This is a genomic window from Virgibacillus salinus, assembly GCF_900102415.1.
GTDB lineage: Bacteria > Bacillota > Bacilli > Bacillales > Amphibacillaceae > Lentibacillus > Lentibacillus subterraneus.
Genome location: NZ_FNKD01000003.1, coordinates 384,512 through 406,799 on the forward strand (window position 1 = coordinate 384,512; position 22,288 = coordinate 406,799).

Below are 22,288 nucleotides of genomic sequence, written 5' to 3' on the forward strand. Positions count from 1 at the left end.
ACTGGGATTCCCCCTGTAATTAAAATCACGTATTCGTGTGATTTAGTTCACTTCGCAAAACCCCTTAAAAAAATAAGATGTAGTAGAAAGATAGTTTACAAGGAGGGGATTTGTGATGGAAGCAGCAAAAACGAGTACTCCAGTCGAAAATAAAGAAGAAAAATCATTAAAAGGTACAATGGTTTCCGTGTTATTTGTGTTAGGAGTCATCGTTGTTATGTGGGTAGGAGTCTTTTGGTTATATATGTCCAGAGTATAGGAGGGAAAGGATATGCATCGCTTAGAAGAAATTTGGCTTGGATTAAGTGCCGGAATTTTAATTTTATTTATGGTTATAGTAGGTTATCAAACATTCGCGTTAGGTATGGGGCCACCAAGTAATAAAGAAAATATTGATCCTGAGCAAGTAGATCAAACTGCTCCATTTGATAATCCTGGCGTGAAAAAGGTGGGGGAAAACGAATATGAAGTTGTTATGACCTTACAAGCGTTTGGCTTTACTCCCAGCGATATTGAAGTTCCAGCTGGGGCAGAAGTAACATTTACAATGACTTCCAAAGATGTTGTTCATGGCTTTCAAGTTGCTGGAACAAACATTAATGCAATGGTAATGCCAGGTCACATCCAAGAAATTACACACACATTTGATGAGCCAGGCGAGTATCTAGTGTTATGTAATGAATATTGCGGTGCGGGGCATCAGCTTATGTCCACGACAATCACGGTGAAGTAAAGGAGGTAAAGTCAAATGGAACAATCAATAAAAGAAACATTTCGCGAGAAGGCGAATAAAGGATTAGGCGTTAATCCTTTGGATGCTAAAATATCGAAATCATATTTATCAGTAGCCTTTATTACATTACTTATTGGCGGAATTTTAGGATTAGTACAAGGGCTTCAGAGGGCCGGTCTTCTGGAATTGCCAGCATGGTTAAACTATTACCAAGTGTTAACTGCACACGGTATTTTATTAATTCTAGTTTTTACAGCTACATTCACAATTGGTTATTTATATGCAGTTCTATCCCATACATTAGGAGGACTTCTTCCAAAAGTAAGGAAAATGGCTTGGGTTGGACTAGGGTTGATGCTGTTAGGAGTAGTACTAGTAGTAATAACAATTTTAATGAATGAAGCGTCCGTTTTATATACGTTTTATCCACCACTTGCTGCATCACCTATCTTTTATATTGGATTAGTATTTGTTGTTCTAGGTATATGGTCATGTAGTTTTGGAGCATTCATCAATTACAATCATTGGAGAAAAAATCATCGTGGTCAAGTAACGCCGCTGTATGCTTTCTTCGCAATGGGTGTATTCATACTTTGGTTCTTTGGAAGTATTGGTGTAACAATAGAAGTATTAACGCTTATTCCTTGGTCATTGGGCTGGAAAGAAACAGTTAACGTTATGGTTGCCCGAACACTATTTTGGAGTTTCGGACATACATTGGTTAATATTTGGTATATTGTAGCAATCTCTGCATGGTATGTAGCAATACCAAAGATTATCGGCGGAAAAGTGTTTAGTGATAAACTTGCTCGAGTTGTTGTAATATTATTAGTTATTTTAAACATTCCTGGTGGTTTTCACCATCAAATTATTGACCCAGGAATTTCAGAATCAGTTAAATTTTTACATGTGTTTATGAGTACATCAATCGCATTCCCTTCATTAATGACTGCGTTCGCCATATTCGCTATGTTTGAAAGAGCTGGCAGAAAACGCGGTGGTAAAGGACTATTAGGCTGGTTCACAAAACTTCCATGGGGAGATGTGCGTTTCTTAGCCCCTATGATTGCTATGATTGCTTTTATCCCTGGTGGTGCTGGTGGAATTGTCAATACAAGTAACCAAATGAACCAGGTAATTCACAACACGATGTGGGTTGTTGGGCACTTCCATATAACTGTAGGTGTAACAGTTGTCTTAACATTCTTTGGGATTACTTATTGGCTTGTCCCGTACTTATCCAAGCGTAAGCTAACCCCTCAAATGAATAGACTTGGTGTTATCCAGACAATTATTTGGACAGTCGGAATGATCTTCATGTCAGGTTCACAGCATTTAGTAGGGCTGTTGGGTGATCCGAGACGGACATCTTTCACAACGTATGGGGATCATGAAATAGCATTAAGCTGGGTGCCTTACGAGTATGTTATGGCGTTCGGAGGAACATTACTGCTTTTAGGTGTAATTATACAAGTTTATGCAGTATTCAATATGATGTTTTTCGCTCCAAAAGGTGAAACAGAATTCCCTCTTGGTGAAGCTGAGGAGAGTGAAGGACCTACACCACTATGGACTGAACGCTGGAGCATTTGGATTATCTTAATGCTTATGGTTGTAGCTATGGCCTACGTTGTACCGATTGTAGACTTTATAGTCAATGGTGGTCCCGGATCACCACCAATCAGAACATGGTAGTTGAAATAAAATTTAAGAGATAGTCCTGTTCAGGGCTATCTTTTTAAGCAATAAGAAAGAATAAATTCTTTCTTACTGCATAAGTGCAACTAAGGCAATTCGCCTAAGAACTTGGCGAATGCCAAGTTTTCTAAAGTAAAACTAATGATAAATTACAAACTTGGGAAGTGATCGGTTATGATCAAAGACAGACATAATTTAATAGCTATCATTCTCGTAATCATATTTGGAATTGGTTTATTTTATATTGGAACTGATGGATTCCGTGCATTTACAGCAGAAAGTGCTAGAACGTATGAAGTATTACAAAATAAGCCTGAATTTCCTTCTGTAACTTTGGAGGACAGTCACGCGCGAACATATACTTTTGACGAATTTGCAGAAGGAAAATACGTATTTCTAACATTTATGTATACAAGTTGTACAACTGTATGTCCACAGCTAGAGATGAACATGGCCGATGTCTATGATCAAATTCCGAGTAAATATATTGGTGAGGACATCGTCTTTCTAAGTATAAGTTTTGATCCAACCAGAGATGACCCAGCAACCTTAACCAAATACAGATCCTATTTTGGAAGTGATGGAGAAACGTGGCGTATGGCAAGAATAAACGACCAGTCCGAACTAGACACGCTACTCGAAAAACTGGGCGTAATAGTTATCCCTGATGGTAATGGAGACTTCACACATAATAGTGCTTTCTATTTTATTGGAAAAACTGGCCATTTGCAGCAAGTGATGGACTTCACCAAAATTGATGAAGCTGCTGATACTGTTGTAAATATTCTTGACAGTGAAGAGGGGGAATAGACGATGAAACAAGCAATCTATGGTTTAATGCTGTACGTCTTTCTAATTCTTCCACCTGTAGCTAATTTACTAGAATCGATTATGATTGTGCACATGCATATGCAAATGCCACTCCTGGTGATATCTGGATTTCTAATGGCACGATTTTTTCAGATGAAGTTTCCGGGGTTTTTTGAAAAATGGAATGGTAACGGTGTACCTGGAATTCTATTATTCATTGTTATTTGGATTTACTGGATGATCCCACGTTCAATGGATGAGGCTGTTACAATTCAAATGGTAGAGGTACTTAAATTTATCAGTTTGCCATTTTTAGCGGGGATTCCTCTACGTGATAGCTGGATAAAACTTGGGAAAATTGGCAGAAATATTACTTATGTATTCTTTGTTATCATGTTTGGACTAATGGCGTGGCTATATATTGGGGCGGATAGTCAGATATGCAATAACTACTTGGAAGTGGAGCAGAAGACACTTGGCTGGGGTTCACTTGCATTTGCAGCATTTTTACTCATATATGTATTGCAATTATTATTCATTGATCAATCAGAATTTGAATAGGAAGAAAAGTGCCTTGTCGTAGAGCGCTTTTGTTGGCAGCGTTGAGGTTGAGCATCATGTCGTATTGGGATTTCAGCCAAATATGAATAACTTCAATCAGATACAGAAAATTGGGCCAAATAGCCAAAAGAACTGTCACATCAATTGGACAGTTCTTTTAAATACTAAGCATTTGCTGTTAAATTCTGATCGTTCACATCAGGGTCAAATGGGTTGGTGGAACTTAAACCACTATTGGTACAAATAAAATCTCCGGTGTTTTGTGATCCTGCACCTGTGTTTGTTTTGGAAGTGCTTTTAGGGGCTAGATAAAAGGAATCACCAAAATTTATGACGCCACCACCCACACTATTTATCTTTATTGGTCCAACAATTGATGGCATGAAGAACTCCTCCAGAATTTATATTTCAGGATACACATAGTTTATGACGTCATGTTGTTATCCGTGCCGGTGGTATACTGACGAAAGTGTTTCACCCTTGCTTCGGCAGATAATTCATTAAGGTTGCCAATATGCAAAATAGATGATTGACTCACTCCGAGGATAGATATGTTTCCTATTTTTATTACATTAGAATGATTTAGTGTATTTTTTTGGACTTCTGTGGCATTAATCGGCCAGTTTGCGTCCCGTTGAAATAATGAAAATCTATTAAAATACAGCCCCTCATCATTTGCAAATGTTGCACCTTCTTTTTGAATTGCAATTCCCCTTGATTTCGGACGGGCATTTAATGTATCGCCAATATTAAAAATGCCGCTGTATGTTAGACCATGAACTCTGATACGCCTAACGGATGCTGTTCGCTTTTGCATCAATAAAACCCCTCATCCTGATAGTGGAACGATGGAACCAATCATAGTTGCTTCTGGCGGAGTATCGAAGAATGATGAGAGGATTATATCTTCACTGTCTCCTACTAAAAACACAGACGAAGATGTGATCGCATCTATTTGGACATTTCCGACTTGTAAGCCCCAATTATGAACTTCCATATTCATTTTCTGAATCATTCCTTTCCATATATGTTGTTAGCGAATGATGAATTTCATGTTTAATTTGCTCCATAATAAATTGCTTCCTTTGATCTTCTGAAAGGTTCTGATTTTTACGTTTAGATTCTTCCTCATAAAACGTGATTCGTTCGGGTAGCTGTTTGGCCATATCCTCGATAAGTATTGATGGATCAGTATTATCGATTGAAAAATGATTCTGGTCAGCTATATTACGGATTAGGTTTGATCCATGTTCTTTCAAATACCTATTTAAGTCAGATAATAATTGTTGTTTGACTGGTGTTTTGCCAGGTGGAACAGAGAGATCTTCTATATCTTTAAGATCATTTGGTGATAAACCAATGTGGAGAGTTCCATCAAGATTCTCTATTTTCAGCTGGTCAAAGTGATATTCAATTTTTTCGATGTTATTTTGGTTCGATTCTTTTTGTTCAAACTTCTCGACTCTTGATTCCAGTGACCTTATTTTTCTGTCCTGTTCTTCGATGCGCTGCAGTAGGTTATACATATAATTGTTCCAGCTATTCATAAGAGTGTGCCCTCCTTACAACTAGGCAAATACCTATAGTAACATATGCATAAAAGGCGAATATGTGCTACTGTCCAGGCTGTTGCAACCGAATGATTGAAGAATCACCAACAGGTTCAGCCGGCTCCGCAGCTTCTTCATACTCCCCTGTATTATAAATATCCGATTGTGCCTGAATACTTCCAGTACTCCCAATTTGTACAACTGAAGAATTTGTGATCGCGCCTATTTTTAACATATGAATACTTATAGATTGGTGAATAGTAAAATTCATGGTATACACTCCATTATTTATCTATATTCTGATCCGCTACATCTGAATCCCGTACATACGTATTTGATTCTTTTAGCCGTATATGGGTGCCATCTCCTGTATTAAAGGAACCCCCACCAGCATATGTTTTTGCAGTGCTTTCAGGACTCATTGAATACACATCTCCAATGTTAAAGATGCTGGACGAGCCTATATTAATTACTTTGACTGCGCCGACTTTTGCTGGCATGATAAATCCTCCTTCAGGTTTAGTTTATGTTCAAGGTGAAAATTTGTTGAAGCAGCAAAAAGAAGTTATTATTAATTTATAGAATAGTAGAAACAAACTATTTATTGCAGTTAAGATAGTATAAATCCTTTCTTACTGCATAAGTGCAACTAAGGCTTATTTATACTAAGGCTTGCATTCCGAAGTATAAGGGTTCTAAAAAAAGCAAATAAGGTTCCCTTTAACGAATGCCAAGTTCTATAAGAAAGGTAGTGAAACGAATGAATGTTGCTTCGCCATTGCAGGAATCTAAACGATTGACGTGGATTGATGCCGCTCGCGGTTTTGCTATTTTAGGTATTTTCGTTGTCAACATTGGAGCTTTCTCTGCACCATATTTCATGTATGGTGGGGAGGAGGATGCATGGACATCCACTGTCGATCAATCTACACAAGTAGTTATTGATATTTTCTTTCAGGCCAGCTTTTATACACTCTTCTCACTTTTGTTTGGTTTCGGTTTTCAGGTTTTAAAAGAACGTCTGGTAGAAAAAAATATCAATGTCTATCCACTCTTATTTCGAAGGTTACTTATATTAATTTGTTTCGGTTTGATACATGCATTTTTAATCTGGCATGGTGATATTTTATTATCATACGGAGTTGTTGGTCTGTTTTTAGTGGCATTTGTGAACCGCAAAAGTAAAACTCTATTGGTATGGGGAATACTGATGCTAGGATTGAGCGTTACTTACTTTTCTAAAATGTTATTTGATGCAAGGGCATTTCTAGACGGTTATAACACTTCGAAAATTTCCCTTGTGAAGGAAAACTATAGTAGCAGTGATCTGGCAGTAATTTTATCTCAAAACGCTAGCGATTGGCTTTATTCGAATAGTTTATTCTCAAGTTTGCTGTTAGCAACAACATTATTACCTTTGTTTTTATTCGGTATGTTTATTGCGAGAAAAAGGTGGTTGCACAAGCCCGACGAACACAAACAAACAGTGCTTATAGTATGGTTTATTAGCTTCCTGTTCTTTGCAGCACTAAAAATGGGTCCATATTTATATGGAAATCCGACTTGGTTCTCGTATATTCAGGATAATGTTGGCGGGACTGGATCCGCATTATTCTACTTATTTTCAATAACTTTGTTAAGCAGAAGCAGTTTTGGAAAATTAATATTAAAACCGCTCACATATGTTGGCAGAATGTCCTTAACAAATTATATTACCCAATCTATTATATGTTTTATATTGTTTTATGGAGCAGGTTTTGGGTTATATGGTTCGGTAAGGCCAATCGTTGCCATGGGAATTGTTGTGGTTGTCTTTAGTCTGCAAATTGTCTGCAGTAAATGGTGGCTGGCAAGATATCGTTTCGGACCGCTTGAATGGCTCTGGCGAAGTCTTACCTACAAAGAAAAACAGTCATTACGAAAAGTGAAACGGAGAAATTCTTAGTGTGAAACAACAATAGTGTGGCAGTTTTTTATCAAGCGAAACCGCCATAATAATGTCATAGTATAATGGTATAAAAGAAGATGTGTTTACGTTATACTAGACAAAATGCTTTTACATATTTAACTTGTTGAACGTCTTAAAGGCAATAGGATTTGGCAATGAAAGGAGTAGTTATATTGAATAAACAGAAATTACAATTACCCCTTCAGACATTAAGTTTAGTTGTTGGATTTATGGTATGGGTAATATTATCATCATTAATGCCATTTATTAAAGAGGACATCAATCTAACAATGGGACAAGTTTCTTGGGTAACAGCAGTCCCTGTTATCTTAGGATCTATTTTACGTGTGCCTATCGGGTATTGGACAAATCGCTTTGGAGCCAGGTGGATATTTTTAATTAGTCTTATCTTTTTAATATTTCCAGTATATTATATTAGTATAGCTAATTCATTTATCGGCTTAATTATTGCTGGCTTGTTTATTGGTGTCGGTGGAGCGATATTCTCTACTGGTGTAACATCACTTCCTAAGTATTATCCAAAAGAACGCCATGGCTTCGTAAATGGAATCTATGGTGTCGGTAATATTGGTACAGCGTTAACTGCTTTTGGGGCACCGATAATTGCGGGACAATTTGGCTGGGAAGTAACTGTGCGATTATTAATTATACCGCTAATATTGTTCGCGATATTAAACTTTATCTTCGGTGACCGCAAAGAACCAAAGGTATCGACGCCATTGAAGGATCAAATTAAAGCAGTTTATCTTAATCAAAAGCTTTGGTTTCTAAGTCTATTTTACTTTCTGACTTTTGGTTCGTTTGTAGCATTTACAGTTTATCTTCCAAATTTCTTAGTATCAGAATTTAATTTGACAGAAGTTGATGCTGGGTTACGGACAGCTGGTTTTATCGCACTATGTACATTAATTCGTCCCCTCGGTGGTTGGCTTGGGGATAAGTTTGATCCCTTTAAAATCTTAATACTTGTGTTTACTGGGTTAACATTGTCCGGGGTTTTGCTATCATTTTCTCCAACGATCACATTGTATACGGTCGGTACATTAACCGTTGCGATTTGTTCTGGGATTGGGAATGGGACTATTTTTAAGCTAGTTCCTTTTTACTTCTCAAAACAGGGTGGTATAGTAAATGGTATTGTTGCAGCAATGGGTGGCTTAGGAGGCTTCTTCCCGCCACTAATATTGTCAACTGTTTTCAGTCTGACAGGTCACTATGCAATTGGATTTATGGCTTTATCGCAGTTTGCGTTAGCAAGTTTAATTATTGTCATTTGGATGTATTATACAGACAAGCTTAATCTTTCCAATCAAATTGTGGAGAACACAGGTCAAGGTGTTATGGTCACAGATACAAATGGATATATTACAAACGTAAATAAGGCTTTTACTGAAGTAACTGGGTATACAGCAGAGGAAGCTTTAGGAGAAAAGACAAAAATATTAAGTTCCGGTTATCATACAGCTGATTTTTACCAATCCATGTGGGATGAGTTGGATAAAAAACATTATTGGCAGGGTGATATTTGGAATAAACGAAAAAATGGTGAAGTCTATCATGAATGGCTGACTATAAGCGCAATTGAAGGTGATGAAGGAGAAATCATTAAATATGTTGGTATTTTTAGTGATATCTCAAATGAGGAGCCATCTGTAAATTAAGTTCTTTTCATAAGTTCTGTGGCTTTTTAATGATCACATTTAGATATATAAATTTTTTAGAAAAAAGACATAAATTAAAAATAAAGCTTGGATAGTCTTACTATCCAAGCTTTACTTAATTACTAGCCTTTTAAAACATCTTTAATATGGTTCACTGCCCATTTCAAATCATCTTTTTCAATGATAAGTGGAGGAGCGAATCGAATTACATTTTCGTGTGTTTCTTTACATAGAAGGCCTCTCTCTTTTAATGCCTCGCAGTATGGACGGGCAGCCTCATTCAGTTCAACTCCTATAAACAGGCCTTTGCCTCGCACTTCCTTGATCATCGGATTATCAATGCTTTTAAGCTCATCCATCATATAATTACCAAGTTCCAATGACCGGTCAGCCAATTTCTCTTCTTCCAGTACTTCGAGTGACGCAACTGAGACCGCACATGCCAGTGGATTTCCGCCAAATGTAGAGCCATGTGACCCCGGATTGAATACGCCAAGAATGTTTTTGTTGGCAACGACACATGAGATAGGGAATACACCACCACCTAGCGCTTTTCCTAAAATGAGAATATCTGGTGACACATTCTCCCAGTCACAGGCGAACATTTTTCCAGTTCGACCTAAACCAGCCTGAATTTCATCAGCAATATATAATACATTGTTTTCTGAGCATACATCATATGCTTCTTTAAGGAATCCTTCTGGTGGCATGACAATACCAGCTTCACCTTGGATTGGCTCGAATAAGAAGCCTGCAGTATTTTCGTTAATAGCTGCCTTTAAAGCGTCAATATCCCCATATGGAATGACTTTTATTCCTGGAAGCATTGGTCCAAAACCACGCTTGTTTTCTGCATCGGAAGATAACGAAACTGCTGCCATCGTACGACCGTGGAAGTTTCCTTCACATGCAATTATTTCTGCTTGTCCCTCAGGAACATTTTTTACATCATACGCCCAACGACGTGCTGTTTTAATAGCTGTCTCGACAGCTTCAGCCCCAGTATTCATTGGGAGAGTCATTTCTTTGTTGGTTAATTTGCAAATCTTTTCATACCATGGACCTAATTGATCATTGTGAAAAGCTCGTGAGGTTAGTGTTACTTGATCTGCTTGTTTTTTTAATGCATCAATGATTTTCGGGTGACGATGACCTTGGTTTACTGCTGAATAGGCACTAAGCATATCCATGTAGCGATTACCTTCTGGATCTTCAACCCAAACACCCTCTGCTTTGGATATGACAACAGGAAGCGGATGATAATTTTTAGCCCCATATTCCTGAGTCTGATCAATAATTTGCTGACTGTTTTGTACCATACTATCCCTCCGATTTTAAATCTGCTTTACAAATTATAGTATAACAGTTTTTAATCTATTTTACTTCCAGTTTGGGATGTTCAAATAATTTTCAAATGAATTTCTTAGTGGTACATGATATGATAGTTTTATTATGTCTTAACGCATAGGAGGAACATAAATGAATACACATTTACACGTCACTGCATGGGTCTTGGCAGTTATTCTATTTATTGTAGTAGTAGTGCTACATAAATCAGGCAAGGCAAAAGGTGCAAAAATAGTACAAATGATACTGCGTCTGGACTATTTATTAATATTGTATTCCGGTGGTACGCTGCTTGCAGCATATTTCAGCGGTCCGCAAATGGGAGAAGCCATCTTTAAAGGCCTTGCAGGAATATGGGCTATCTTTGCCATGGAAATGATCAGCTTGAAAATGGGAAGAGAAGAAGCAACGAAAAGCTGGTGGATTCAGCTGGCAATTGCAATTATTCTCACACTAATTCTAGGTTTTGGACGATTAGGATTTGGTTTTTTACCATAGGTGATTAAAAAGGACTTTTCAAGTGAGGAAAGGTCCTTTTTTAATGGATTTTTAGCCATTTGGCTCAAACTGTCACAAAATCAGCTCAAAGTTCACAATATCCGGCTCAAACTGTCACAAAGTCGGCTCAAGTTCACAATATTCTCGCTCAATTTGTCACATTTTTACAGACTTATGGATTGTTCATAACTATAATCGAATGCCAACGCAAAAAAGTGTCATATTTAATTTAATAAATAATGACACTTTTTGCTCTTGAGATTCGATTGTATTGGTGAATAGTTATTTCGTTAACGCTTTAAGTACGTCATCGATTGTTTTTTCGGAAGCGATTAACCCTTTATTAGTCCAGTTACTTGGGTCATTCAAAATATATACATTACCATTTTTGGCTGCTGGAGTACTTTGCCAGACATCACTGTTTTTCAATGTATCGATTCCTTGTTCACCCTCTGATGCGAGCAGGAAAACATGATCAGCTTTTAATTCGGAAAGCTTCTCAAGTGAAAGTGGATTCCATTGTGCTTGGGCTTCTCCAAGATTCTTGATGAGTTCGGGTGAATTAATCCCTAATTCCGAATAAAGCACTTCTGCGCTATGGCGGTTTTCTTCAAATACAAAAAACTGATTCCCTGTTGCCCAAATTGCTGCAACAGTTTCGTCGCCTATTGCACCACTTAATGTTTCTTTTGCATTTGCAACTTTTTCTTTATACTGATTTATGGCTTCATCGGCTTTTTCTTCTTTTTCAAGAATTTTACCAAAAGTTTCTATTTGCTTACGCCAGTTGTTTGTTGTTTCTTCTTTCATGACAAAAGTTGGGGCGATTTTTTGATAATCTTCATATGATCCTTCATAACTGTCGATACCATGTTCCAGTATGATTAAATCAGGGTTCTGATTTAGTACTTGTTCAAGTGGAAGATTCCATTCGATTTTTGGAAGGTCCTTTAATTCATATTCCAAGTAATTCTGGACGCTTTGTCCAATTGCCCATTTAGCAACTGGGGTAACTCCAAGTGCGAGTAATGCGTCTTCATGAAAGGGAGCAATAATCCGTTCAGCATCAGTTGGGAGTGTAACTTCTCCCATTTTACTGTCTAATGTTACCTCGGACTTCTGTTCACTATCTTGATCGCCGGCATCTGAACTGGAATCTGAACTATCATCACCACATGCCGAAATGATTAATGTTAGCAACAAAGCTAAACTCATTAATAAAAAACGGGATTTTTTAATTTTAAACATATGTAAGTCTCCTCTTATGTTATAATAAATTCCTAATGGTAATGATAATCATTTTCAACTGCAATGTCAATTGAATTTTGTCATTGCAGTGGGAAGTTTGAAGGCTTATACTTTTACATTAGGAAATAATTTGTAAGTGCAGGAGAAAATCATGTTATCTACTATTCAGCATTCGTCATTTTTAAAAATAATAATCAATATTTTAACCATAATAGCATTATTACTTGCAATGGGACTATCAATTGCCTATGGGGCGGTAGATATAAATCTATCAACTGTTTGGCGGGCGATTAGTAACTTTGATAGAGATATAACATCACATCAGGTAATCCAGGAATTGAGGCTTCCGCGGGCAATTGCTGCAGCACTTGTTGGTGCATTTTTAGCTGTATCAGGTGCTGTCATGCAGGGTATGACCCGTAATCCGTTAGCATCACCTTCAATCATGGGTGTTACAAATGGAGCTGCATTCGCTCTTGTTCTGACAATGGCATTTATTCCGGGTGTCTCTGGTCTTGGTTTAACACTTGCTTCGTTTGCTGGTGCTGGTGTTGCAGTTGTACTGGTCTTTATGGTCGGTTCTTTTTCAACGGGTGGCTTGACCCCGGTTAAACTTGCGTTAGCTGGTGTTGCAATTGGGACACTATTAAGCTCGGTTTCGACTATAATTGCACTACATTTTCAGCTTGAAAAGCAATTAGGTTTTTGGCTTGCTGGGGGACTGGCAGGAACAAATTGGAGCTCTATTCAGATTTTGCTGATATCCGGTGCGATCGGAATATTTATTGCTTTTATGATAGCGAAATCAATTACAGTACTAAACCTTGGTGAAGATATTGCGGTAGGGCTTGGGCAAAATAATTTGGTGATTAAAGTGCTCGGTATTCTGACAGTACTGATTTTAACTGGAGCAGCAGTCTCTGTTGCAGGTGCCATTGGTTTTATGGGCCTGATAATCCCTCATATGTCCCGTTTTATCATGGGTACGGATTATCGCTGGATTATTCCTTCATCAGCATTATTTGGTGCACTTCTGCTGGTTTTATCCGACATTGTCTCACGGCTGATAAATGCTCCATATGAAACGCCGGTTGGTGCGATAACATCGCTAATTGGTGTACCATTCTTTTTATATCTAGCTCGCGGCAGTAGTGGGGGTGGCAAATAATGAACCCGATTTATCAAAAGAAAACAGGTCGATTTATTGGTATTATAGCGTTATTCATCGTATTAATTATCACCATGTTCTTTATCAGCCTTAGTACTGGTGTTATCAATATAGCGCCATTAGATGTAATAAAAACGCTAACTGGGCAAGGGACGGAAAGACAAGGATTGGTGTTATTTGACTTTCGCTTACCAGGGATTATATTAGCTTTACTGATTGGCTCAGGTCTTGCGGTATCCGGAGTAATTCTGCAGGGAGTCACCCAAAATGATCTGGCTGACCCTGGTATTTTGGGAATTAATACTGGGGCAGGTCTTGCGGTCGTATTATTTATATTTTTTATACAGGATTCATTGAATACAACGTTATCTATTTTTATAATGCCACTATTTGCGTTAGTTGGAGCTTTATTTGCAGCATTTCTAGTATATACATTAGCATGGAAAAATGGTGTCAACCCAATACGGCTGGTGCTTGTGGGAATAGGTGTTAATGCAGGATTCAGTGCAGCGTTAATTATTTTTCAGCTAAAAATGAACCCGCAGGACTTCAGACAGGCAACCGTTTGGCTTTCCGGTGATATATGGAGCGCCAATTGGTCATTTGTATTAGCTTTGCTGCCATGGATTCTTATACTCGTTCCATATGCACTTCACAAGGCAAACGTACTGAATGTCTTAAACCTCGGCGATGATGTTGCTGCTGGGTTGGGGTCTAAAGTTGAAGGGGATAGACGTCTGCTGCTTCTTATCGCAGTTGCGTTAGCGGGAGCTAGTGTTGCTGCTGGTGGTGCAATTGCTTTTCTGGGACTAGTCGTACCACATATTGCACGAAGGATAATTGGTCCGTTGCATCAATATATTATTCCAATTTCAACGTTAATTGGTGCACTTCTGTTAATGGTTTCAGATACAATTGGCAAGAATTTATTAACGCCAACAGAAATACCTGCCGGAGTTGTTGTGGCTGTCCTTAGTACACCTTATTTTGTATATCTTTTAGTTAAAACCAAATAAGCCGTGGAGGTTTTTTTTATGACCGAACAACATGAAGTTTATGACGTTACGATTATTGGCGGAGGACCCGTGGGCCTATTCACTGCCTTTTATAGCGGCATGCGTGAGATGAAAACCAAAATAATTGAATACCTGCCATTTTTAGGTGGAAAAGTTCCATATTTTTATCCTGAAAAGGTAATAAGGGATATTGGAGGTATAGCGAGCATTTCCGGTGAAAAGTTGACCGATCAATTGATTGAACAGGCGATGACATTCAATCCGACTGTTGTTTTAGGAGAACAATGCCTACATGTAGAAAAACTTCATGATGGAACGTTTATCCTAACTAGTGATAATGGTGCTAAACACTATACACGAACGATTATCGTAGCAACAGGCTTTGGGACGCTTAAATCAACGAAATTGGAATTGCCGAATGCAAGTCAATTCGAAGAAAAGAGCCTTAATTATACGATAAAGCGCCTGGAAAGTTATCGTGGAAAACGTGTACTCCTGTCTGGCGGAGGAAATTCCGCGGTCGACTGGGCAAACGAATTGGAATCTGTAGCAGATCAGGTCACATTGGTTTACCGCAAAAAAGCTTTTAGTGGAATAGAAAGTAATATTACAAAGATGAAGAACTCATCCGTGGATGTTAAGACTCCTTATTTCGTTGATAGCTTAGTAGGGGACGGGGGACAAATTTCAAGTGCATTCGTTAAAAACCTGCAAACAAATGAAGTAGAGGAGCTTGAAATCGATGCATTGATCGTAAATCATGGATTTGAAATAGACCTTGGACCTATTGCAGACTGGGGAATGGATATGGAAGGTGGCACCATTAAAGTGAATGGGGAAATGGCGACTTCAATCCCAGGTATGTTCGCAGTTGGTGATATAGCCAATTATCAACACAAACTTCAACTAATTGCTGGTGGATTTAATGAAGGACCAATTGCTGTAAATAGTGCGAAATTGCATATACACCCAGAGGAAGAACTATCTCACTTATTTTCTACAACCTATGATTTTTCGGAATAGTATTTTTTAAAATATGAAGGATTTTCGACAATCTCACAGTATTCATTGACTATTTTTGAAAAAGGTTAATAATAGGGAGGTATTAACTATTATTTTTCTGGCAGATAAGAAAGTATAAATCCTTTCTTACTGCATAAGTGCAACTAAGGCTTATCTATATAAAGGCTTGGCGTTAAGCCAAGTTTTCTAAGCAGTTAGGTGAAATACACTTTCATAAGAATCCCTTTAACAATCGGCCAAGTTTTCTAAAAGGAGTACAATGATGAAACACTTACTATTAACACTTATAATAATTTCTTTTTCGCTCGGAATAACTAACCCGGCTGGTGCAGCAGAAAAAGAAACCATACATAGTGAAATTATTTATAATCTATTAGTTGATCGCTTCAATAACGGTGATACTTTAGCGGGGGAACAGGTTAATTTGGATGATCCCCTTGCTTATCATGGTGGAGATTTACAAGGAGTAACTGATAAACTTGGATCCTTAAAAGATTTAGGGTATACCACGATTGTATTGTCTCCGATTATGGAAAACGCACCTGGTGGGTATCATGGTTATTGGATTGAAGACTTTTATAAAGTTGATGACCAGTTTGGTACAATGGAAGATTTGAAAAAACTAGTAAAAGAAGCCCATGAACGTGACATTAAAGTAGTAATGGAGTTTGTAACAAACTACGTGTCAGTGACACATCCCATGACAGAGGATTCAAGTAAAAGTGACTGGCTGAAAGAAAATAATAATGTTCAGTCATACCAATGGCTTGATCAAGCTGTTGTACTTGATCAGTCAAACCCAGAAGTACAAAAATTCCTAATGGATGCTGCAGATTACTGGATTGAGGAAGCAAATATTGATGGATATAAATTTCATGCAGCTGATTATACCAATGAGTCATTTTTAAAAGAATTGACTGCTCACATTAATGAACAAAACCCGAATTTCTATATGCTTGGGGATATTTTAAGCGGCGAGGAATATACAGGTGATATAAAAGAGAATACACAAATTGATATGGTGGAGAATCATCCGTTATATCAACCGATAACAGAAACCTTTGCAAGTGCAGGAGAGCCTGTTTCAAACCTTTATGATGCTTGGGTAGCCAGTGGCAAAAGTGAGGACCTAACCTACTTGGATAACAAATACACTGAACGCTTTACGCAAAAGCTGCTGAAAAATGCCCGGAATCCATTAACGACATGGAAATTAGCTTTAACTTATTTATACACTGCTCCAGGAACTCCAATGATTTATCAAGGATCTGAGATTCCGATGGGTGGTGGGGCGTTTCCAGATAGTCAGGAGATGGTCCAATTTAATAGTGGAGATGAAGATTTATCAGAGTTCATCAATAGAGTTTCAGCACTTCGCTCTCAGTTTCCTCCCCTCCAAAAGGGAGACTATGAGCTATTAGGTTCAAGTGGTGCCATGAGCCTGATGAAACGTTCATATGAAGGTAAAACGGTCTATATCGCTATCAATAATGATACGGAGTCACAAGCTATTTCAATTGATGGAATTGACTCTAGTATGCAATTGAAAGGTCTGCTTGGAGATAATCTTGTACGGGAAAATGAAAAAGGTGAATTTAAAATTGGTCTTGCACGTGAAACCGCAGAAGTTTACATCGAACAGAATGATACTGGACTAAATTGGACATTTATTGGAACGGTTATAGGTATTTTTCTTTTATTCGTCTTGGGTGTCATCCTATTAAGCAGAAAACAGAAAAAAAGAGAAGAAGCTGAAGCGTAAGTAATTCAGATTGGAATGACCATCAATTTTGTATGTTAATTGATGGTCAGTTTTTTAGGGATTAAAAAACCACATGGCTGCCGTGTGCTCAGCCACCATCAACTATGAAAAATGGCAAACTGAAAATTAACCTGAGTAGGAATGCTAAAAAACTTTAGCGGACATCAGCGACCTTATATCGCAGAATTATCCCTGTTTTACTCAGGTATATGTCAAATAAGGTCTTTTGTGTCCGCATACCCACGTAAAAGCACTGTTTTTATAGAAATAGCGGCTTCTATGACCTCTAACTGCTATTTTTGCTTAATCCGTATGTTTAATTTGCTCGTTCCGAATAACCAATTACTCTACCCGTTAACAATCATTCCGCCATTTATATGAATAACTTGTCCTGTCACATAGCTTGCATCATCACTTGCTAGATAAACATATGCTGGTGCTAATTCCTTTGGCTCTCCAGGGCGCTTCATCGGCGTATTTCCACCAAAGGTATCAACTTTTCCTGCGCTAAAGGTTGAAGGAATTAGCGGAGTCCAAATTGGTCCTGGTGCAACTGCATTTACTCGTATGCCTTTATCCACTAATGATTGTGACAATGAGCGCGTAAATGAAGTAATAGCGCCTTTTGTAGCTGAATAATCAATAAGATCTTCACTTCCTTGATAGGCTGTGATCGATGAAGTGTTGATAATTATACTACCTTGACGCATATTTTGTAATGCTGCTTTCGTCATATAAAATGTTCCGAAAACATTTGTTCGAAACGTTTGTTCAAGCTGTTCACTTGAGATGTTTGAGAATGCATCTTGCGGATGTTGTTCAGCTGCATTGTTTACAAGAATATCTATTTTTGAAAACGTCTCAAGTACTTCTGTGACTGCCGCTTCGCAAAATGGCTGGTTGCCAATATCACCATTAATCAACAAGCATTTCTGACCTTCCAGTTCAACTAATCGCTGTGTTTCTTTTGCGTCTTCATGTTCATTAAGATAGACTATCGCGATGTCTGCACCTTCTTTTGCAAAATGAATACTGATTGCGCGTCCAATTCCACTGTCACCACCAGTAACAATGGCAACTTTGCTTTTTAATTTGTTGCTCGGTTTATAGTCTTTACTAATATATTCCGGCTCAGGATGCATTTTCGACTCCACGCCAGGTTGCTTAGATTGATGTTGGGGTGGTGGTGTTTTCCTTTTATTATTTTTATCCATATTATCTCCTCCTGGAATGTTAATTGATGTTTTATCCATTCCCCGAGATTAATAATTTAAATCATAAAAAATCCCTCTTCTGGAGGACTAATTGTTTCTATTAAGCATACTCATGAGCTGAGATAGCGCCTTGTCTATGCAAATAGTAATAGATTTTTCGATACTCATTTATGTCAATTTCACAGTTGATGTATTTTTGCTGATAGAAATCCAAAAGAGCGTTAATTGATTCAGGTGGCTGATTTCGATCCGTTTCAAAAATCGTTATTAGTTCAAATATACTCATACTCATATAAACCCTCCATCAAAAGATTTCGCTTAAGGTTGTCCTATCAGAAATATATGCTGGAGGCTTTTGTATAATGCTAATTAACTCAACTTGCGCAGCGTAAAATGAACGCATAAACTTTGAGGGAATAAGAAAGCCTGAAGATACACTACTTGAGTTGGCTTAGGATTAACGGTACATATTTGATATAAAATGCGACGTACTTTTTAAAAAATTTGAGTGCTATTATGACGCTTCGGAAATACACTACGCTTTCCGCGGGCTCGTGGTAAGCCCACGGAAAGCGAGTATATTCAAGCTGCGTGGTTAGAGATTCTCACTAAATACTTCTAATCGTATCTATGTCGCATTTTATATCAACTACAAAATAGGAAAATTTAAGCGGTTTTGCTAAAGACAGGAAGGAGGTTAAACAAAAAGGGCGCCCTAAATTAAAGGGAGCCCCAAATATCGTTACTAATTGTTAATATCTTTCTTTCAGTTCTGGTAATTCGACTGTTTGTGTAACATACTCTTCTGACATATCATAAACTTTCATTTGGCTTAGGGAGAATGTGTATAATGTGTTCCCAACAGATACCATCCGTTTGATTTCAGATTCCCATTTTGGATGCTGCATTTGTTCCATTTTCTGCTGATGTGTAATGGTATCTTTTACATTAATTCCATTTTCAGGTGTAATGTTGTATAAAAAGGCACCTTCGTAAACTAGTGACTGTTCTTCATACGTTGCATCACCTTTATGAACTGTTTTAGTTTCAAACAATGTTGCTGGGAAGCCAAAAATATTATCCTCTGGATGCTTGTATAAAGCATTATGATTATGGTTGAGTTCCGTATAGGAGTGTCCCTGACCGATAATCTCACTAAATTCCTCTTTTGGATTTGTTGGATCAGCCACATCAAATACTGATATTTTCAGTCCGTTAATTCTGACTCGCGGCTCACGTTCATCCTTGGTTTCAACTAACTTTGTGTTTTGACCGAAACCAATTACATGGTTATCATCTAAGGGGTGCAAGTAGTTGCTGAATCCAGGGATCTTTAATTTGCCGAGAACAGCAGGTTTTTCTGGATTCTTTAAATCGATAACAAAAAGTGGATCAACCTGTTTAAATGTTACCATGTACGCAACTTCTTCCATGAATCTGACGCTATAGATTCGTTCGTCCTTGGCTAAACCTTCTAGTTTTCCAATCGGGTTCATCTGTAAATCGAATGTATACAGGTTATTGGTAGAAGGTTCTTTTTCATTCCACATATCTCCCTTTGTTGTTGCCACACGAAATGTTTTGTTACGTTCATCCATGGCAAACTGATTAATTAGTGTACCATTAACAACCGTAGAAGCATTATACGTTATTTTTCCGCTATCGATTTTAAATTGATTGATTTCTGTATTTGCCGGCGGTCTTGCAATAGCAATATCAGTTGTACTTTCACCAGCATCGTTTTCATCTTTTTCCTGGTAATTATATTTATTTACTGCAATATAGATATTTTCTTTGGACATATACATTTGATTGGAGGCACCAAGGTAGGATTCCATAGATATTTTTTTATCCATATTGTCTAAGTCAATTGAACCTAACAGCAAGAAATTCTCATCCTCACTTTCAGGGAAAAAGTACATGGAATCATAATCCAATGGCTTTACTTCGTTACTAACAGCAGTATCCTTAACAAATGGTCTTACATCAGTATCTATAGACTCCTCTTCAAGAATACGATATGGGGGATGCTGATTTGCAATTAAATACATATGTCCATCCATCAATCGCGAAGCTGTAAGAGATCCTTCAAATGATATTTCCCGAACTTCCTTTGGGTTGTTTTTGTCAGAAACATCGTAAATTAGCACTGAAGTTTGCATACGGTGCAGAGGAAAGCGTTCTACGCTACCAGATTTGGCTGATTGTTGTTCTCGGATAGGCTCCGATTTATGTCCAATCATGATCAGTTTATCTTTGTGTAAATAAAGTTCAGCTGGACGAAAGCTTTCCTGGGAAATCGTGCTTAATACGTTACTATTATCTTTATTAGCATTGGTTATCACAACGTCAGATTCTCTAGCAAAATACACAAATTCGCCATCGGTTTTGATAATATCACCTTCATCAATACCATCAACTTGAACATTTGTTGTAGAGGCTTTTTCACCACTGCTTGCTGTGTCCATTGCTGCATCACCACTAGAACTTTCTTCTGTTGAGCTATCATTTTGCTGTACAGTCATTTCTTTTCGTTGTTCCATTCGTTCGTTAAGTAATGTCATTAGTTGTTCATTGTCTTTTATGTTTGGTATTCTTGCTACAGCTGTGAAAGAGTGCGTAAATGTATTGTCCAATTGACTACCTGCAACTGTTTCAACTTCAGCAGAAACGGTTATCATATACGTATGGTCAATGTTATACCCGTCATTAGGTGCTTGTAGTGTCAATACCGTATTATCTTCATTCCATTTAAATGAAACATCAACTTGTTCGTTGTTGTTGTTCTTGACTGTTACAGTTTCGCTTGTAAACGTATCGGGATTCATCTTTTTGGAAAAATGAATAGTCCAATCTTTGAATGTAGGTGCGTAACTTGATTTGGAAGGAATGTTTGCTGTTATTGTGTTGGAAAAGAAGATAAACGCCACTGAAATAATAACAATAAAACTTGTTCCAATTATCCACCAGATTTTCTTTTTCATAATTTAGTCACCTCTATATTTTTTTGCGTCTTTAATTTGTTAGACGACAGAAGGGGAATAATGTTACAAGATTATTACAAAAAATACTGACCCAGACTAATTGGATCAGTATCTATAATTACTTATATTCTTTATTTAAGAAGAAAATTGCGATCGTTCCTGGTCCCGCGTGAGATCCAATAGCTGAACCGACCATTTCAATTACAATATCGTGAGCGCCAAATTTATCTTTAAACATTTCAGCATATTTTTCGGCTGTCTCCAAGTCGTCGCCATGACTGATGCCAATCGTTTGGTTTGTGAAGTCAGTTCCGCGTTCCTCCATAATTTCAAGCATACGGTTTAATAACTTTTTTGAGCCTCTTATTTTTTCGAGAGGGACAAGCTTTCCGTTCTCGACATGCAGAATTGGTTTTATTTTTAGGAGCGTACCAACAAATGCCGCTGTCTTACTTACACGACCACCACGATAGAGGTATTCCAAATCATCAACAGTAAAAATATGTTCCATATGTTCTGCATGATATGTAGCTGTTTCGATGATTTCATCAACACTTGCGCCATCTTTAGCAAGTTCGGCAGCACGGAGGACGATTAGTCCAAGTCCGATTGATACACATTTCGTATCAATAACATGAATAGATGCGTCAGGGTATGTTTCTTTAACTTCCTGTTCCATCATCTTTGCTGTTTGGTATGTACCGGATAACTCTGATGATAATGCCAGGTAGATTAATGGCTGATTTGATTCTGCATACGATGTGAAAATAGTTTTAAAGGATTGTGGAGCAACTTGAGATGTCTTGGGACTCTTTTCTTCTCGCATAGCATCATAGATTGCTTTAGGCTTTATTTCTCTACCATCTGCAAATTCATTCTCGTCTAAATGGACCGTTAATGATACCATTTCGATGTCATATTCGTTATAATGTTCTTTTGAGAGATCACATGCTGAGTCTGCTAGAATTTTAATACTCATTATAATCACCTTCATTCATATAAAGTACTTGTATATACTTAAGTTTAAAACTATATGGAAAGATAGT

The 22,288-nt window shown here is 37.6% G+C and carries 24 protein-coding genes; 12 read left to right on the plus strand and 12 right to left on the minus strand.

Annotated features, from left to right (window positions below):
* Nucleotides 1–115 precede the first annotated feature (115 nt).
* From BLS02_RS13910 to BLS02_RS13930, 5 genes are all read left to right on the plus strand, one after another.
* Nucleotides 116–259 (plus strand): cytochrome c oxidase subunit 2A, encoded by a 144-nt coding sequence (locus tag BLS02_RS13910; RefSeq protein ID WP_092493631.1) that lies wholly within the window; start codon nt 116–118, stop codon nt 257–259.
* Between the two features lie 12 nt (nt 260–271).
* On the plus strand, nt 272–733 hold the full coding sequence (locus BLS02_RS13915; RefSeq protein ID WP_092493632.1) for a cytochrome c oxidase subunit II: 462 nt from the start codon (nt 272–274) through the stop codon (nt 731–733).
* Between the two features lie 15 nt (nt 734–748).
* Complete coding sequence (locus BLS02_RS13920; RefSeq protein ID WP_092493633.1) at nt 749–2,428, plus strand: cbb3-type cytochrome c oxidase subunit I; 1,680 nt, start codon at nt 749–751, stop codon at nt 2,426–2,428.
* A 177-nt stretch (nt 2,429–2,605) separates the two neighbouring features.
* Complete coding sequence (locus tag BLS02_RS13925; protein ID WP_092493634.1) at nt 2,606–3,241, plus strand: SCO family protein; 636 nt, start codon at nt 2,606–2,608, stop codon at nt 3,239–3,241.
* A 3-nt stretch (nt 3,242–3,244) separates the two neighbouring features.
* Nucleotides 3,245–3,802: a hypothetical protein gene (locus tag BLS02_RS13930; RefSeq protein ID WP_092493635.1), complete on the plus strand. Its 558-nt coding sequence runs from the start codon at nt 3,245–3,247 to the stop codon at nt 3,800–3,802.
* 164 nt (nt 3,803–3,966) lie between these two features.
* Here the strand turns inward: BLS02_RS13930 and BLS02_RS13935 are convergent, their stop codons facing one another.
* From BLS02_RS13935 to BLS02_RS13960, 6 genes are all read right to left on the minus strand, one after another.
* Nucleotides 3,967–4,185, minus strand: a complete 219-nt coding sequence (locus BLS02_RS13935; protein WP_092493636.1) for a spore germination protein — start codon at nt 4,183–4,185, stop codon at nt 3,967–3,969.
* 41 nt (nt 4,186–4,226) lie between these two features.
* Nucleotides 4,227–4,619 (minus strand): spore germination protein GerPE, encoded by a 393-nt coding sequence (locus tag BLS02_RS13940; RefSeq protein ID WP_092493637.1) that lies wholly within the window; start codon nt 4,617–4,619, stop codon nt 4,227–4,229.
* Between the two features lie 12 nt (nt 4,620–4,631).
* Nucleotides 4,632–4,805: a spore gernimation protein GerPD gene (locus BLS02_RS13945; protein WP_092493638.1), complete on the minus strand. Its 174-nt coding sequence runs from the start codon at nt 4,803–4,805 to the stop codon at nt 4,632–4,634.
* Entirely contained in the window at nt 4,786–5,349 is a 564-nt protein-coding gene (gerPC, locus tag BLS02_RS13950; protein ID WP_092493639.1) for a spore germination protein GerPC, read from the minus strand. The genes BLS02_RS13945 and gerPC overlap by 20 nt, the downstream gene beginning before the upstream one ends.
* A gap of 67 nt (nt 5,350–5,416) precedes the next feature.
* Nucleotides 5,417–5,623 carry a spore germination protein GerPB gene (locus BLS02_RS13955; protein WP_092493640.1) on the minus strand — a complete coding sequence of 69 codons (207 nt, stop codon included), beginning with the start codon at nt 5,621–5,623 and terminating at the stop codon, nt 5,417–5,419.
* A 13-nt stretch (nt 5,624–5,636) separates the two neighbouring features.
* Nucleotides 5,637–5,852 carry a spore germination protein gene (locus tag BLS02_RS13960; protein WP_092493641.1) on the minus strand — a complete coding sequence of 72 codons (216 nt, stop codon included), beginning with the start codon at nt 5,850–5,852 and terminating at the stop codon, nt 5,637–5,639.
* 260 nt (nt 5,853–6,112) lie between these two features.
* Between BLS02_RS13960 and BLS02_RS13965 the strand changes: the two genes are divergently transcribed.
* Complete coding sequence (locus tag BLS02_RS13965) at nt 6,113–7,297, plus strand: DUF418 domain-containing protein (protein ID WP_092493642.1); 1,185 nt, start codon at nt 6,113–6,115, stop codon at nt 7,295–7,297.
* Between the two features lie 176 nt (nt 7,298–7,473).
* Nucleotides 7,474–8,982, plus strand: a complete 1,509-nt coding sequence (locus BLS02_RS13970) for a nitrate/nitrite transporter (RefSeq protein ID WP_439144722.1) — start codon at nt 7,474–7,476, stop codon at nt 8,980–8,982.
* A gap of 122 nt (nt 8,983–9,104) precedes the next feature.
* On the opposite strand, the gene BLS02_RS13975 is transcribed toward BLS02_RS13970, so the two are convergent.
* Nucleotides 9,105–10,301, minus strand: coding sequence for an ornithine--oxo-acid transaminase (locus tag BLS02_RS13975; protein WP_092493644.1), 1,197 nt, complete (start codon nt 10,299–10,301; stop codon nt 9,105–9,107).
* 160 nt (nt 10,302–10,461) lie between these two features.
* On the opposite strand from BLS02_RS13975, the gene BLS02_RS13980 reads away from it, so the two are divergent.
* The gene (locus BLS02_RS13980; protein ID WP_092493645.1) at nt 10,462–10,827 is read left to right on the plus strand and encodes a YisL family protein; all 366 of its coding nucleotides are present in this window, start codon (nt 10,462–10,464) and stop codon (nt 10,825–10,827) included.
* 282 nt (nt 10,828–11,109) lie between these two features.
* Here BLS02_RS13980 and BLS02_RS13985 read toward each other — a convergent pair whose 3' ends face one another.
* Nucleotides 11,110–12,075: an ABC transporter substrate-binding protein gene (locus tag BLS02_RS13985; protein WP_092493646.1), complete on the minus strand. Its 966-nt coding sequence runs from the start codon at nt 12,073–12,075 to the stop codon at nt 11,110–11,112.
* Nucleotides 12,076–12,226: 151 nt separating this feature from the next.
* On the opposite strand from BLS02_RS13985, the gene BLS02_RS13990 reads away from it, so the two are divergent.
* The 4 genes from BLS02_RS13990 (at nt 12,227) to BLS02_RS14005 (ending at nt 17,044) form a co-directional block, all read left to right on the plus strand.
* Nucleotides 12,227–13,243 carry a FecCD family ABC transporter permease gene (locus BLS02_RS13990; RefSeq protein ID WP_092493647.1) on the plus strand — a complete coding sequence of 339 codons (1,017 nt, stop codon included), beginning with the start codon at nt 12,227–12,229 and terminating at the stop codon, nt 13,241–13,243.
* Nucleotides 13,243–14,259, plus strand: a complete 1,017-nt coding sequence (locus BLS02_RS13995) for a FecCD family ABC transporter permease (protein ID WP_092493648.1) — start codon at nt 13,243–13,245, stop codon at nt 14,257–14,259. The genes BLS02_RS13990 and BLS02_RS13995 overlap by 1 nt, the downstream gene beginning before the upstream one ends.
* 18 nt (nt 14,260–14,277) lie before the next feature.
* Complete coding sequence (locus BLS02_RS14000) at nt 14,278–15,282, plus strand: NAD(P)/FAD-dependent oxidoreductase (RefSeq protein ID WP_092493649.1); 1,005 nt, start codon at nt 14,278–14,280, stop codon at nt 15,280–15,282.
* Between the two features lie 259 nt (nt 15,283–15,541).
* Nucleotides 15,542–17,044, plus strand: coding sequence for an alpha-amylase family glycosyl hydrolase (locus tag BLS02_RS14005; RefSeq protein ID WP_254788777.1), 1,503 nt, complete (start codon nt 15,542–15,544; stop codon nt 17,042–17,044).
* A gap of 347 nt (nt 17,045–17,391) precedes the next feature.
* Here BLS02_RS14005 and BLS02_RS14010 read toward each other — a convergent pair whose 3' ends face one another.
* The 4 genes from BLS02_RS14010 to BLS02_RS14025 form a co-directional block, all read right to left on the minus strand.
* The gene (locus tag BLS02_RS14010; RefSeq protein WP_092493651.1) at nt 17,392–18,258 is read right to left on the minus strand and encodes an SDR family oxidoreductase; all 867 of its coding nucleotides are present in this window, start codon (nt 18,256–18,258) and stop codon (nt 17,392–17,394) included.
* Between the two features lie 100 nt (nt 18,259–18,358).
* Entirely contained in the window at nt 18,359–18,550 is a 192-nt protein-coding gene (gene yppF / locus BLS02_RS14015; RefSeq protein WP_342728881.1) for a YppF family protein, read from the minus strand.
* Nucleotides 18,551–19,010: 460 nt separating this feature from the next.
* On the minus strand, nt 19,011–21,242 hold the full coding sequence (locus tag BLS02_RS14020; RefSeq protein ID WP_092493652.1) for a beta-propeller domain-containing protein: 2,232 nt from the start codon (nt 21,240–21,242) through the stop codon (nt 19,011–19,013).
* 118 nt (nt 21,243–21,360) lie between these two features.
* Entirely contained in the window at nt 21,361–22,221 is an 861-nt protein-coding gene (locus BLS02_RS14025; RefSeq protein ID WP_092493653.1) for a DegV family protein, read from the minus strand.
* Nucleotides 22,222–22,288 lie beyond the last annotated feature (67 nt).

Bases quoted from the DNA above. Each gene is read 5' to 3' on its own strand.
- BLS02_RS13910 (WP_092493631.1), top strand. From the start codon at position 116: ATGGAAGCAGCAAAAACGAGTACTCCAGTCGAAAATAAAGAAGAAAAA.
- BLS02_RS13915 (WP_092493632.1), top strand. From the start codon at position 272: ATGCATCGCTTAGAAGAAATTTGGCTTGGATTAAGTGCCGGAATTTTA.
- BLS02_RS13920 (WP_092493633.1), top strand. From the start codon at position 749: ATGGAACAATCAATAAAAGAAACATTTCGCGAGAAGGCGAATAAAGGA.
- BLS02_RS13925 (WP_092493634.1), top strand. From the start codon at position 2,606: ATGATCAAAGACAGACATAATTTAATAGCTATCATTCTCGTAATCATA.
- BLS02_RS13930 (WP_092493635.1), top strand. From the start codon at position 3,245: ATGAAACAAGCAATCTATGGTTTAATGCTGTACGTCTTTCTAATTCTT.
- BLS02_RS13935 (WP_092493636.1), bottom strand. From the start codon at position 4,185: ATGCCATCAATTGTTGGACCAATAAAGATAAATAGTGTGGGTGGTGGC.
- BLS02_RS13940 (WP_092493637.1), bottom strand. From the start codon at position 4,619: ATGCAAAAGCGAACAGCATCCGTTAGGCGTATCAGAGTTCATGGTCTA.
- BLS02_RS13945 (WP_092493638.1), bottom strand. From the start codon at position 4,805: ATGAATATGGAAGTTCATAATTGGGGCTTACAAGTCGGAAATGTCCAA.
- gerPC (WP_092493639.1), bottom strand. From the start codon at position 5,349: ATGAATAGCTGGAACAATTATATGTATAACCTACTGCAGCGCATCGAA.
- BLS02_RS13955 (WP_092493640.1), bottom strand. From the start codon at position 5,623: ATGAATTTTACTATTCACCAATCTATAAGTATTCATATGTTAAAAATA.
- BLS02_RS13960 (WP_092493641.1), bottom strand. From the start codon at position 5,852: ATGCCAGCAAAAGTCGGCGCAGTCAAAGTAATTAATATAGGCTCGTCC.
- BLS02_RS13965 (WP_092493642.1), top strand. From the start codon at position 6,113: ATGAATGTTGCTTCGCCATTGCAGGAATCTAAACGATTGACGTGGATT.
- BLS02_RS13975 (WP_092493644.1), bottom strand. From the start codon at position 10,301: ATGGTACAAAACAGTCAGCAAATTATTGATCAGACTCAGGAATATGGG.
- BLS02_RS13980 (WP_092493645.1), top strand. From the start codon at position 10,462: ATGAATACACATTTACACGTCACTGCATGGGTCTTGGCAGTTATTCTA.
- BLS02_RS13985 (WP_092493646.1), bottom strand. From the start codon at position 12,075: ATGTTTAAAATTAAAAAATCCCGTTTTTTATTAATGAGTTTAGCTTTG.
- BLS02_RS13990 (WP_092493647.1), top strand. From the start codon at position 12,227: ATGTTATCTACTATTCAGCATTCGTCATTTTTAAAAATAATAATCAAT.
- BLS02_RS13995 (WP_092493648.1), top strand. From the start codon at position 13,243: ATGAACCCGATTTATCAAAAGAAAACAGGTCGATTTATTGGTATTATA.
- BLS02_RS14000 (WP_092493649.1), top strand. From the start codon at position 14,278: ATGACCGAACAACATGAAGTTTATGACGTTACGATTATTGGCGGAGGA.
- BLS02_RS14005 (WP_254788777.1), top strand. From the start codon at position 15,542: ATGATGAAACACTTACTATTAACACTTATAATAATTTCTTTTTCGCTC.
- BLS02_RS14010 (WP_092493651.1), bottom strand. From the start codon at position 18,258: ATGGATAAAAATAATAAAAGGAAAACACCACCACCCCAACATCAATCT.
- yppF (WP_342728881.1), bottom strand. From the start codon at position 18,550: ATGAGTATGAGTATATTTGAACTAATAACGATTTTTGAAACGGATCGA.
- BLS02_RS14020 (WP_092493652.1), bottom strand. From the start codon at position 21,242: ATGAAAAAGAAAATCTGGTGGATAATTGGAACAAGTTTTATTGTTATT.
- BLS02_RS14025 (WP_092493653.1), bottom strand. From the start codon at position 22,221: ATGAGTATTAAAATTCTAGCAGACTCAGCATGTGATCTCTCAAAAGAA.